Origin of the sequence: Streptomyces tagetis (assembly GCF_018069565.1) — a bacterium.
In the GTDB taxonomy this organism is placed as follows: domain Bacteria; phylum Actinomycetota; class Actinomycetes; order Streptomycetales; family Streptomycetaceae; genus Streptomyces; species Streptomyces tagetis.
In genome coordinates, this window is the sequence record NZ_JAGPNL010000001.1 from 196,422 (window position 1) to 209,694 (window position 13,273).

Annotated in this window: 6 protein-coding genes; 5 read left to right on the top strand and 1 reads right to left on the bottom strand. The window is 69.8% G+C overall.

Features of this window, described 5'->3' with window-relative positions; translation table 11 throughout:
* Nucleotides 1-155 precede the first annotated feature (155 nt).
* Nucleotides 156-2,915, top strand: coding sequence for an AfsR/SARP family transcriptional regulator (locus J5Y05_RS00865; protein WP_210867777.1), 2,760 nt, complete (start codon nucleotides 156-158; stop codon nucleotides 2,913-2,915).
* 30 nt (nucleotides 2,916-2,945) lie between these two features.
* Here J5Y05_RS00865 and J5Y05_RS00870 read toward each other — a convergent pair whose 3' ends face one another.
* Nucleotides 2,946-3,848 carry a serine/threonine protein kinase gene (locus J5Y05_RS00870; protein ID WP_210867778.1) on the bottom strand — a complete coding sequence of 301 codons (903 nt, stop codon included), beginning with the start codon at nucleotides 3,846-3,848 and terminating at the stop codon, nucleotides 2,946-2,948.
* A 330-nt stretch (nucleotides 3,849-4,178) separates the two neighbouring features.
* On the opposite strand from J5Y05_RS00870, the gene J5Y05_RS00875 reads away from it, so the two are divergent.
* From J5Y05_RS00875 to J5Y05_RS32365, 4 genes are read left to right on the top strand one after another with little or no spacing between them, the layout of a single operon-like run.
* Nucleotides 4,179-5,450, top strand: coding sequence for a PD-(D/E)XK nuclease family protein (locus J5Y05_RS00875; protein ID WP_307853625.1), 1,272 nt, complete (start codon nucleotides 4,179-4,181; stop codon nucleotides 5,448-5,450).
* Nucleotides 5,447-6,592: a pPIWI_RE_Y domain-containing protein gene (locus tag J5Y05_RS00880; protein ID WP_210867779.1), complete on the top strand. Its 1,146-nt coding sequence runs from the start codon at nucleotides 5,447-5,449 to the stop codon at nucleotides 6,590-6,592. The genes J5Y05_RS00875 and J5Y05_RS00880 overlap by 4 nt, the downstream gene beginning before the upstream one ends.
* The gene (locus J5Y05_RS00885) at nucleotides 6,585-10,094 is read left to right on the top strand and encodes a pPIWI_RE_Z domain-containing protein (protein WP_210867780.1); all 3,510 of its coding nucleotides are present in this window, start codon (nucleotides 6,585-6,587) and stop codon (nucleotides 10,092-10,094) included. The genes J5Y05_RS00880 and J5Y05_RS00885 overlap by 8 nt, the downstream gene beginning before the upstream one ends.
* Before the next feature lie 31 nt (nucleotides 10,095-10,125).
* Nucleotides 10,126-12,867, top strand: a complete 2,742-nt coding sequence (locus tag J5Y05_RS32365) for a pPIWI_RE module domain-containing protein (protein WP_210867781.1) — start codon at nucleotides 10,126-10,128, stop codon at nucleotides 12,865-12,867.
* The last annotated feature ends 406 nt before the right edge of the window (nucleotides 12,868-13,273 follow it).

A 13,273-nucleotide genomic window follows, 5' to 3' on the forward strand; every position in this document is an offset into this window, starting at 1 on the left:
TGAAGCGGGGCCGCAGAGCGAAAACTGAGGGATAACTGAGTCCCCGGGGGGCGTGAAGAAGCAAGCGCGTGTGAAGCGGCACAGCGCGGTGCACAGATGAAGGAGCGCCGGCGAGGGGCCGGATCACGGACTGCGGCGCGGTGAGGGGGAGGGCGATGGAGGGGTACGTGCTGGGCCCGGTGCGAGCCGAAGGGGACGGCGGCAGGAGGGTGGTCGAAGGGTCGAAGGTGGCGGCCCTGTTCGCGCTCCTGGTGACCTCGCCAGACTGTCGATGTAAGAGGAAGGACATCGCCGAAGTCCTCTGGGAGGGCGTCGAGGACGTCGGCGATCTGGTTAACCGCGTCGTCGCCGACCTGCGGAAGCGGCTGGGCCAGGGGTCCGTGCCCCATAGCGGCAAGTCGGGTTACTGCACGCTCCGCGTGCCGGTGGGAGACGTCGACTTGCTCCGTTTTCGCGAAAAGGTGAAGCAGGCTGAGGGGCTGACCTGCAAAGCGCAGTTCGAGCTGCTCGGCGCGGCCTTGGAGGAGTGGGACGGCGAGGACGAACCGCTGCACGGACTGTCCGAGACCGGCTTCCACTTGCGTCGGGAGGAGCTACGGGCCGAGTTGATGGCCGCCGTGTACGCGCGGCTGGACGCGGCCTACAAGTCCAGGGAGGTCAAATGGCTGCGCGAGGAGACGGAGAAATGGTTCGAGCGCGCGCCGGAATTGCCCCAGATCTTCCGATTCTACCTGCTCGCCCACGCAGACCTGCCGGAGTCCCAACGTGAGCGGCTCATCAAGAAGTGGGAGAAGCGCAACGGAAAAGCGGGTGTCGATGTACAGAGCGCCATTGACCAGGTCCGGGGAGAGGGCCGCCGGCCGGGCGGGGCGCTCCTGCCCCCCGTTCCCGACCAGTTGCCCGGCGGCAGGCGCAAGCCGATCGGGCAGGACGGGCTGATCGGTGACCTCTTCGAGGCCGTGTGCGAGGAACAGGACGCCGGCAATCTGGCGCTGGTCCTGATCAGCGGCATGGCGGGCGTCGGGAAGACCACGGTGGCCGAGAACCTCGCCGGTCGGCTGCGGGAGCGGTTTCCCGACGGGGTGCTGCGCGGCGAACTGAACGGATTCGCCGACGGAGATGTGCGGCCCACCGAACCGGACGAGATCCTGGACGGCTTTCTGGCGGCTCTGCCGCCCTACACCACGGTGACCGGAACGGAGAGCAAGAGCAACGCGCTGCGGTCGGCGCTGGCCTACCGGTCGGTGCTCATCGTCCTCGACGACGCGCTCAGCGCCCAGCAGGTGCTGCCGCTGCTTCCCGGAGACGGTACCTGCGCCGTGATCGTCACCAGTCGTAACGACCTCTTGCGGCTGCAGTCCGAGAGAAAGGTGCTGTTCCGCAAGATGGAGCCGCTGCACGAGGCGGACGCCTTGGAGGTACTCCAGGAGAAAGTGTCGGCCGAGGACCGGGCCAAGCACGCCGTGCCCTTCAGCAAGCTGGTTCACCTCTGCGGTCGGCTGCCGTTGGCCCTCGTGGTGGTGGCCCGGCTCTTGGAGGTCGGTGCGCGTCCGCTGCACACCCTCCCTGCCCTGGTGCGGGAGATGGAGAAGGAGCTGGAGCGGGCGAAGCTGGACACCCTGGACCTGCCCGAGCACGAACTGTCGGTCCGCGCCGCGCTCAACTGCTCCGTGCGCGTGCTGAATGAGGAAGCCCGGCTGCTGCTGTGGCAGCTCGCCGTCCACCCCGGGCCCAGCGCTTCCTGGGAGGCGGTGATGGATCTGGGACGGGCAGTGGACGAAGGGACGCGTACCGACCGGGCCCTGGTGGACCTCGTGGCGGCGAACCTGGTGGAAAATCACGGCGACCGCTACGGGCTGCACGACCTCGTGCGGGCCTTCGCCCTTCGGCACGTGCGGCCGGTGCCGAACGGAGAGAACGCGGAGATCGAGCGGGCGACCGTACGACAGGTGCTGGAACACCAACTGCACAACGTCTGCGCCTGCGACCGGGTGCTCGACCGCGAACGCACCCTGCCCACCGGCGAGCCCGGAGCGGTCAGGGTCACCGACCCTGCGGACCTCGCGGAGGCGATGGCGTTCCTGGACGAGGAGTACGCCACCGTCCAGCGAGGCATTCATTTGGCGATCAATCGTCGTATCGACCGGTACGTGTGGCTGCTTCCGATGGCCCTGGTCATCTACCAGTGGCGCCGCCGCCTGCTCGATGATGCGCGGCAGAACCTCCGGCACGCCGCCGAGGCGGCGGAAACAGTCGCCGGTCCGGTCGATCGCGCCATGGTCCACCGGTCGCTGGCAGGGACCCACTGGCGGCTCGGTGAGTACGACTTGGCGGTGGGCGCCCTGCGCAGGGCCGTCCGGCTCAGCGAGGAGGACCGCAGCGCGGAAGGCCGGCTGAGTCTGGCCCGTACGCTGCACCGGCTCGGGCTCACCCTGCGCAAGCAGGACGACCTGACGGGAGCGGACGAAGTGCTGCGCCGTGCACTGGAGTTGTGCCGGGAGGTGTCCGACCGGGTCGGGAAAGCGGCTGTTCTGAACGTCCTCGGCGCGATCCACCTCGACCGGGGCGAGCACGAGCGGGCGCTCCGTCGGTGCGCCGACGCCCTGCGCGTGGTGGAGCGCACGACGGAGCGCAGCGGCCTGGCCGATGTGCTGTTCACCCTGGCCAAGGTGCACCTGGCCCGTTCCGAACGGGACGAGGCCATCACCCTGTACCGGCAGGCCTCCGACATCTACCGCGAACAGGAGAACTGGCCCAACGAGGAGAAAGTACGGATGCTCTTCGCCGATGTCCTGGTGTCCGCCGGCGACACCGACGCGGCGGTGCGGGAGCTGGAGAGAGTCATCGTGCTGCGTGAGCTGATGGACGGTGAGGGGGTGCGGGAGGTCCGAGAGCGGCTGGAAGGGCTGAGGTGATCCGCCCGGTCGGCGGCCGTCGGCTCACCGTCAAAGCCGGGGCGGATGCGTGCGGTAGTACTCGGTCGGGTCCGGGCGCAGGGGCTTCGATGGCCGTTGTGAGCCGAGCTGGGGTAGGTAGCAGCGGAGCCGATCGAACACTTCACGGACATCCGCGGGGCGCTCCGCCGCCTTCCACCGGACCATCCACAGCGCCAGGGAGGCGAACTCCGGGAGTAGTTTGCCGAGCCGGTCGGCCGGCAGCACAGGGGTGCCCTCTTCCGCCCGCTCGTCCTGTCCGCCGTAGGGCAGGCGCATCACGGTCATCTCCAGCAGGATGCAGCCGAGTGCGAAGATGTCCGCTTGCCGCGTCAGACCTGACGGGCACGCGTCGGACTGCTCGGGGGAGGCCCAGCCACGCGTGCCCCGTGCGTATTCCGTCTCTCGATTCGCCACGACCGCGTGGCCCATGTCAATGAGCCGGAGGCTGCCGTCAGGCTGCACGATGACGTTCTCGGGCTTGAGATCGCAGTGCACCAGATTCCGGTCGTGGACTTCTACCAGAATTTCGCACAGTTGGCCGATGACGGCTGCAACGGTCACAGGATCTTTGACGGGCAGGGCCGCCGACAGGACCTTCCGTAGGTGGTGCCCTTCGACGAATTCCATGACCAGGCACCGGCGTCGCCGGTGTGTCCCCGTGGCGATGACTTCGGGAATTGCCTGGATTCCCGTCAGCATCATCATGCGTGCCCCCTCTTTGAGCAGCTCATCACCGGCCCAGTGGAAATCGCTCTCGGGTCCGAGGTCCCGGGCCTTCTGCAGCTTCAACGCCACTTTCTGCCCGCTGCTGCGGTCACGCCCGAGGAAAAGGTCGCCTTGGCCGCCGTCGCCGACCATGTCCAGTACTTCGTAGCGCCTCTCCACATCGCCGACCTCCTCGATCTCCCTCACGGCCATCCACCTTTCCTCCGTACGGAAATGGAGCACGGAATGTCACAGCCATGGCTGCCCCCCGACGGGGTGACCCGCACGTCCGACGTCATCACGGTATCCGCCGGAATGTTCAAGGGGGGAGAGTTCCGATGCCCCGCCGCTGACGCTCTCAAGACCCGCGGTTACCACACCACCGACCCCGTACCGCGGCGCCGTGAGCGGTTGGAGCACTTCGCTCTGGGCCCCTTCATGGCTGCCTGCGACATCCGTTCGGAGCCTGCCGGCCACCCGCCCCGGACGCGTACCGGGCCCTTGCACGACGGTCTGCGTACCTGGTCGGAGCACGGCGTGACGTTGTACGAGGCGGCCTTCCCCCTCGACCCGGAACGCCCCCTGCACGAGGTGCCCGAGCCGTGGACGTACCGCTACCGGCCGTCCGGTCCCGACCCGCGCGACGCTCAGGAGTACCGCCTCACCGTGTGGGGTCGCTGCCTGGCCTCCCCCGACGGTGCCTACCGCGAGCTTCGTCTGCCCGTGCACCGCCTGCGGGACCTGCCGCCCGACGGGTTCACCGCGGCCGTCGCCCTGGTGCTGGCCGAGGGCGCCCCCGGACCACCGCCGGAGCACGTACGGATCGTGGAGTTCGCGCTCTTCGACGGCCGTACGCGGGAACTCTTCGCTGGAAGCCGGGAAGAGGCGCGCGCCCGGTACCGCGAACACGGCCCCGCTGCCCTGGCCGGCGTACTGGACGGACGGGAATACCGTCCGGGGTCCGCCTGTGGCGGATGCCCCTATCTGTCGGTGTGCCCGGCTCTGCGCACAGCGCCCGGACTGCTGGGCATCGAGGCGCACGACCGGCCCCGCCGCACCTGGTCGGTCACCAACGGGCGGGCCTACCGAGCCTGCCCGGCGCGTGACCACATGCGCCGGCTGCACCTGCCCACGGCGGATTCCGTCGAACGCGAGGTGACGGCCGAGCGCGGCCGGGCGCTGCACGCCTACCTCGCCGAACGGCACGCCCACGGATCGCCTCGGCCCTGCACGGTCGAGGTCCCCGAGGAGTGGGTGCCGGAGGGATTCGACCTGCCGGCACACGAACGCGCACTCGGCGTCCTGCTGTTGCGGCGGCACGCCGCGGTCTGTCCGCTGCGGTACGTCGGGGACGGTACGGATGTGCGGACTGAGCCCCGGGTGGTGCGGCACGACACCACCGCCGACGTGGTGGTCCTGGCCGCGCCCGACCTGCTCTACCGGGATGCCGGGTCATGGGTGTGGCGCGAGACCAAGACCTCCGTCACCGACCGGCGGTCCGACCGCCCACTGATGGAGCGTTATCCGCAGTTGGCCCTGGCCGTCGTGCTGATCGCCCGCGGTGACCTGGGCGGTGATCCGTTCCGCGCGCGGGTCGAGCTAGAGGTGCTGCGCCCCGGCGGCGCCGACCTGGAGATCATCGATCCCTTCGCCCCGGCCAATCGGGTCACCGCCGAGAAGGTACTGCGGGCGATGGTGGCCGACTGGTACGGGGACGACCAGTACGCGGCCCGGCCCGGACGCTCCTGCGAGCGGTGCGAAGTGGCCAGCTGGTGCACGGCGTCGTCCGTCAGTGAGGCCGCGGCATGAGGGCGGGGTCGGCCGGCCGGGCCGATCGGCCGGACGCCGGCGAGGCGCCCGAGGGCGCGGGCAGCGACCTCTTCGGCGAACTCGCCCGCATGGTGGCGGCTCTCTCCGAGGTCCAGGGGCTCCGCTCCTTCACCCTGCCCTATCCCGGCCTCGCTCAGCGAGCGCTGGATCACACGGTGATGCGCTGCCTCGAAGCGGGGGAGTCGCCGCCGAGGAGTCTTCCGGAGCTGTGGGAGTGGTGCCGGATCAGGCCGTCCGACGACTCACTCTTCGCGGTCCCCTCCTCCCTGGTCTCGCCGGGCACCACGCTGGTGCACCCGGTCGGCCGGATGCCGACCCGGTCGTGTCTCGAGGTGACCTCGCACGGACCGGGTGGAGGCGTGGCGGCACACGCCCGCGCGCTCCTCGGGGACCTGCACGCGCGGAGTGGAACGGAAGAGCGCTACCGGCAGTGCCGGGCGTTCCTGGCACGTCACCCGGTCGTCCGCCAGCAGGACCGCTTCTCGCCGGGTTGGAACAGGGCGGTCTGGAGCCGGGTCAAGAGCCTCTATGGTCCGTTGCCCGAGTTCCTGCTCGTCGACGGAGACTTCCTGTACTGCCCCTCGTGCAGGCTCCCCGCGCTGCCCCGGGACAGTGCCGTGCCTGTACCCGGACCGTCCGGCACCGGCGCGGAAGCCTGGTGCGAGGGGGAGGACTGCCCGCGCGACGCCCCTCCGCGGCTCATCCGTGAGCCGGACCAAGCGTGGGTCCTGCAGCGCTCGCTGCGGTGGTACCTCGTACTGCCGCACCGCACCGACGAAGCCGCCCGGGAGGCACTGGAGCGCGCCGAAGTCGCGTACGAGACCCTGGCCGGTCTTCTGCCCGCCTACCGGCTCAGGGACACCGGCCCCCGCACCGTGGACATCCAGGTGTACGACCGTCTGCAGCCGACGCTCCTCGCAGCCCATCTCACCGACAACACACCCCTCGCGGACCGCACCCTCGTCGTGGTCCCCGACGCGCTCGCCGGACGGGACGGCTACCGGCAGGCCTTCACCGAAGCCCTTCCCGCGCTCCTGCGGGACCGGCTGGTGCTCACCACCCCCATGGATCTCGTGCCCGACCTGGGACGGGCCCGGCGAGAGGAGAAGGACGATGCGTAGCCTCACCCCGCCGTTGACCGACGTGTTCAACGCGCTCAAAGCATTTCTGGGGTCCGCCGTGCCCCAGCCCGCGCTGGAAGCCCTCTGCCAGGTCGAACTCGGCCTGTACCTCCAGCAGAAGATGATGCCGGGCAGCCCCGCGGGCAGCGCCTGGGTGCTGTTCAGCGGGTACGGGTTCGCCGAGGCGCACCGGGCACCGCTGCCCTCCGATGCGGCGAAGACCCTGCGTATCGCCAGGTACTCGCTGTGGACGCTGCGTCGGAGCCGTACCTGGCTCGAGGCGCTGGACACCTACCAGAGGTTCGACGCCAGGGTGCGCGCCTACGACGTACCGGACGCCGAGACACCCGCTGCCCGCCGCGACCTCTCCGTCGCCGGCGACCGCTTCTCCGTCTACGAACAACTGCTGAGCGCCGCACCGCCGCTGGCGGGCAGGCGCCTGCAGGTCGCGGGTCAGGGCCCGCACGCCTTCCCCGTCAGTCGCACCATGGCCGTCGTCGACCTGCCGCCGGTCCCCCGCATCCCCCTCGTCGCCCACGACATGGACCTGGGACCGGCCGGCGGCGGCGAGCCTCTGATCTTCACCAGGGAGAGCCTGGAGCGCACGGCGGCGGAGATGGACGCCCAGCACGCTCGCTCCGGCAAGGGCCGGGCACCACGGTGGCTGGAGCGGCTACGGTCGTTCGACCTGTCCACCAAGCCGAACGGAACCTTCCACAAGGCGAGGAAGGACGAGGACTTCGCCTTCACGGTCGACGGCATCCAGCACCTGCTGGGCATCGTCGGCGCCGGCAAGAGCACACTGCGCGACATCATCGCCGTCCATCTCGCCAAGCTGGGCAAGCGCACCACCATCGTCGTCACCGATGTCGCGGAGGTGCTGAAGCTCGTCCGGCTCTACGACCTCTACACCGACGGCGCCGCCGCACCCGTGCTCGGCTCCTCGGGCCGTGAGCGGCACGCCCAGCGGTTGCACCGCCGGCTGGCGGGCCGGGGCGAGCACCGACTGCTCGCCCACGACGACCCTGCCTTCGCCTACCTCGGCACGTCCTGCCTGCTCAACGTCAGACGGCAGGGCGCCACGTCGACGACCGAACCACTCGCCTACGGCGAGGCACCCTGCTCCCGGCTCCGGCCCCCCTCGGCCCTGCGGCGTGACTCGAGCGACGGACGACACTCCGCGTGGCAGAAGAGGGTGACGAGCTGCCCGTACTGGTCCACCTGTCCCCGTCACCACGGAGCTCGCACCCTGGTCGGCGCCCTGATCTGGGTGGCCACGCCGGCCGGGCTGATCGACGCCTCGCCGCCCCGCCCTCAGAACGGCGAGCGCATCCGCTTTCTCGAACTCGCCTGCCGCCGTAGCGACCTCGTGATCATCGACGAGGCCGACCGTGTCCAGATGCAGCTCGACCGGACTTTCGCACCCGCCGTGGTCCTCGCCAGCGATGAGGACAAGGGCCTCATCGACCAGCTGAGCCGGCACAAGATCCGGGAACTCGCGGCCGGCGGACGCACCCAGCTCTCCGAACGGGACGTCGAGACCTTCGCCGCCGCCCTCAACACCGCAGGCGCGGCCACCGACCGGCTGTACGCGATGCTCGTCGCCGGGTACGAGCTGCGCAAGTGGGTGCGGACGGGCTACTTCAGCGCCTGGACGCTCCAACTGGGGCTCCTCGACGAACGCTACGAACTCCCCGATGACAGCGGTCGGGACCACCCTCATCACGCCCCCCGCGAGGCTCTCGGGAAACTGCTCGACGCGTTCCGGGACAACCCCTTCGGTGACCGTCACCGCAGGACGGAGGAGGACTTCAGCCGGCTGACCGCCCTCCTCAACGAACTGCTCCACACCGGCAACCCGGAGAACACCCGGCGCCGCCTCACCGAGGTCATGGACGAGGTCTTCGCCATCGACCCGAAGTACATGGCTGCCCGGCAGCGGAAGTACCAAGAGGCGTACGACGAGTGGCGGCGCGAGGAGGAGGAACAGGAGAAGAAGCGCGGACGCCGCAGGAAGCCCAAGCCTCCGCCCCAGACTCCTGAGGAATGGCGGAAGCAACTCGCGGAGCGCTTCGAGTTCACACTGTTGCTCAGCGCCCTGGAACCACGGCTCGCCATGATCAACGCCATGTGGCCCCGCGTCGAGGCCGCCCTCAGCCTGGGCTTCAACACGATGTACCGCCGGCCGCTCGACTACGGTCCGATGGTGCCCGAGGCCCCGATGGGCAATGTGCTCGGCTTCCAGTTCCGGGTCCCGGGTGAGGACAAGGGCGGAGTCCGCAGTGGCGAACTGACCTTCTTCCGGTGCAGCGGCGTCGGACGTGAGCTGCTGCGCGCCATCCCCGATCTCGCCTCCGTCGACGGCAGGCCCGGTGCCCACTTGCTGCTCATGTCGGGCAGCAGCTGGGCGGGCGCGTCCAGCCGCTACCACGTCTGCGTCCCGGTCGGTGTGGTCATCGAACCGCCGGCCGAGGTGACCGAACGCATCGCCAACGAAAGCTCCATGCGCTTCGAGTTCATCGACGACGGCGACGAGAAACTGCGTATGTCGGGAACCCATCCGGACGACCGCCCGGAGAAGTTGCGCCGCATCGCGTGCCATCTAGGTGAGGGTGGAGACGAGTACGAGGTCACTGAAGGTGGTCCGCTCCAGCAGGAGTTGCTCTCTCTTCCTCCAGGGCGCGACCAGATCCTTCTGCTGGTCGGAAGCTATGCCGAGGCACGTGTGGTGGCCGACACACTGCACAACCTCAACGTCCGCTGGCGCAACAAGGTGCTGTGCCTGGTGTCGGACGACGAGGAGATCACCGCGGAGGACGAGGCGCCGTCCGCCTACCACGCCCGATCACTGCGCCGGGGCGACGTCGAGCACCTGAAGGACCTCGAGGCGGACATCCTGGTGGCGCCCCTGCTCGCTCTGGAACGCGGCCACAACATCCTCAACGAGCACGACGAGGCGGCCATCGGCACGGTCTACTTCCTGGCACGGCCCCATCCGCACCCGGAGGACCTCCATCTGGCCGTCAATGCCGTCAACGACTGGGTCGTCCGCGCCGTCACCGGCGGTGACTTCGCCAACCTGGTACAGGGAAAACCCACTGTCGAGGAAGGAGCGGAGGAGTTCCGCCGCCTCGCCCGTTCGTACTGGTATCAGGTACTCGCCCGTTCGATGGCGTGGAGCCGTCTCGACGACGATGTACGGGAACAGGTCACCTGGGACATGCTGGTCCTGTTGTGGCAGGTGATCGGGCGACTGGTACGCGGTGGCGTGCCGGCCCGGGTGGTCTTCGTCGACGCCGCCTTCGCCCCCAACCGCGGCGCCGTACCGGCGCGGCCCGACACCCCCGAATCCAGTCTGCTGCACAGCGTCCTCGCCGTCCTGGACCCGTATTTCGACGGCGGCACGACGACCGCGGAGGAGCAGTTCATCGTCCGCGCCCTGTACGCGCCACTGCGCAGCATGCTCACCCGCCTGCTCGCCGCCGTCCCCGCCCACCCGTAAGCGCCGAACCCCTGTCCCAGGAGGTAATGCCGTGTACCACCACATTCGCGTCGCGGCCTACGAACCCGACCCGCTCCACGGACCCTGGCGGGAGGAGATGAAAGTGCTGCGGCTCGGCGAGGACCTGCACGCTGAGCTCGCCGGGATGCATGCCGAGGCGGCCAAGAACTCCGTCCACCCCCACCGGCTCCCCGTGCGCAGGCTCAACTCCCTGCTCCAGGCGATGGCGCCAGGCGTCATCGCGACCGGCCGCAACGCCGGGGCGGATGGCCGTCTGCCGTGGCTCTACGCGCGGGAAGCCGTCCCGCCGGACGTGCTGGCCCCGGTGGTAGGAGCTTGGGCGGCGGGCATGCACCGAGAGGACGACGACTCGGAGGGCGCCGATTTCGAGGAGAGGCTCCGCTCCCGTGACCCGGCCGAGACGGTACGTCTGCCTCACTGGGAGACGGAACCGGTCGACCTCGCCGAGAGCGTGCTCTCGGCGGGAGGAACCGCCGAACCCGCCGCGCGGCTCTACAGCCTGCTGCCCGAGTGGATCGCCTTCCGGCTGGCGGCCCGGACGTTCCGCACGGGCGGCACCACACTCCACTTCCGCGTCGAGAGCTCGGGTGACGGCGCGCGACTTGTCTCCTGGCCGCCTCAGCGATACGAGCGCCGACGGCAGACCTGGTACTACTCGGCCTGCCTCACCATCACCGTCCACACCGTGCCGTTCGCCCCGCGGTTCCGCGTCCATGTGTCCACCCAGGTACGCCGGTGGGCCACCCGACTGGACGTACGCCCCCACCAGCTCGGCGGTACGACCGTCCTGCTCGACGCTCCACTGCCGTGGCCGGAAGGGCCGGACCGGGGCCACCGGCTGATGGTGAACACGCTGGGCTACGACCGGCGGTCGAAGGAACTGGCCTGGCGCTGGCACAGCCCCGCACCGCTCGTGCCCGAGCTGGACGTCGTACGCAACTATCCCCGGCCCGAAGCGCTCTTCTCCGACCCCGAACGCTGGATCAACGGTTCCGGGGACGTGGCCGCCGGCATCGTCTACCACCCGTCGATCGGCCCGCACGAGGTCGGACCCGGGCTGATGCCACGGGAGCGGGCGGATCTGGACGCCTGGGTCGAGGAAGGGCTGCGCCCCCTGCTGACCCGGGTCCCCGACCTCACGCGCGTCTCCCGGAGCAACACACCCTCCCTGCTGCCCCGTTCCGACGCCGGACGCGTCCCGGGCGTCCGCGACGCCCAGTTGGCTCTGCAACGGCGGGCGGCGCTGACACGCGCTCTGAACGGCCGCCCCCTGGAGATCGACGTCTTCTGGCAGTCCCCGGAAACCCGTGCGGCGCTGCTCGCCGAGCTGCCCAAGCTCATCGGTCTTCCCGCCGGGCAGCAAGTGCCGTCGGCCGACGGGGAGACCTGGCAGTGGCAGTGCGAGGGGGTCGACATCCGCGTCCGGGCCCGGCCCGCGGGACACTTGGCCGACGCCCTGCCGACCACCCGAGCCCCTGGGCGCCTCAGGGACGTCCGGCTGGCCGAGGCCATCGAAGGGCGCTGCGGGCTCGTGGCGGATCGGGCGGACCCGCTCCTCGGCGGGGCCGGAGTCGTGATCACGGAGATCGCCGGCAAGGAGCGCTTCGCCGCCGTCCCGGACTCCGACCCCAAGCACGCGCTGCGCATCGCCTGGGCACGGCAGGGTCGGCTGACCCAGTTCGTGAACTCGCCCGACGACACCGACAGCGCTCTGGAACACCGGGCCAGGTGGACCTGGCTGGACGCCTTCCGGCAGCTGGGCGCGATCAGCCCGCCCGCCCATCGGGTGGGAGCCGGCATTCCGGGCGACCTTCAGTACGCGGCGCTCTGGCTCGTACGCCACACCAGGAAGGGGCCCACGCGATGCCCCGTCCACCGGCTGGTGGCGGTGCGGGTGCGCCCCGGGGACGGACCGGGCGTCATTGAGGGGTGGGACGCAGAACGAGCCGAATGGGTGCCGTATCCGAAGCTGTTGCTGCTGCTCTCCCAGGCACGGGAACCGGCGGCGAGCGGCGGGAAGGAGACCGGCACGGAGAAGCTCGTCGATGACTCGGCAGCCCCGGGAGGATCCCGGCCCGCTGCCCGCCCGGGCGTGGAGCAGGACAGGCAGCGGGAGACCGAGCGGCAGATCCGGGCACTGCTCTTCCAGCTCCGCGACCGCCCGACGCTGCTGCTGGCGGACGCCGGCAATCTGCGCCAGTGCTGGCCTGGCCTGCGCAACGGTGCACTGGACCGCGACACGCTCGGCTTCGGGGCCGAACCCGCTCAGCGGCACACGCTCTACGGCCACGACCTGCGGGTGCTGCTCGTACGGGACGCCAACGCCCGGGGTGAAGTGGCGGAGTGGTACGCCCACGACACCGAGGACGGGGTCGGCTTCGCCGAGGGTGTGTGGGGGACGGCGGATACGGAAGGCCGTGTCTTCGCGAGTACGGCCTCGAAGCCGCACACGGTGGCGAAACTGCCCAAGGGGCTCATGAAGCTGGTGCCCACGGCACAGGGCCGGACAGCGCCCGGGAAGACTGCGTGGAATCCCGGGCAACTGGAGATCACCGTGCTCGGCTGTCTGTCGGAGAAGGCGCTGACGGACTCGGGGCGTGCGGGTGACCCGTCCGACCGGCCGGCGGAGTGGGCGACGCTGGCGCATCAGTTGCGTTACCACGACGACTACCCGCCGCTCGCCCGGCCTCTCCCGCTGCACTGGGCGCGTCTCGCCGGTGAGTACGTGCTTCCGGTGGCCGGAACGAAGTAGGCGGGGAGTACGTCATCCGCTTCCTGAGCGAGGTGCCGCCTGCATGGGGCGTCCCAAACGATCGACGCTGATAAGGATCAATGCTTCCCTCGTGTGAGCGCCGAAGCCTGAACCTGACCACGAGGACGCCGTCTGGTGCACTCCTTGCTGGGATCACTGGGCGTCCGCCGTGACGCTCGTTTGACGCCTTCGCACCTGGTGGCCCCAAGACGGAGACGAGGGACGGACCTGACCTGTTTTCTCTAAGTTCACCCGGGTGACATGCTTCCGATGACGCACCACGTGGAGTGCGTGGCGATCCTTGAGCCGGTTAAGTAAGGGCTCTGACCTGGGGTTTCATGGGTGCGCGGTATGTGCCGTGTGGGCGTTACGGGCGATGTCTTGACGCTGAGATGACGCTCGTGAC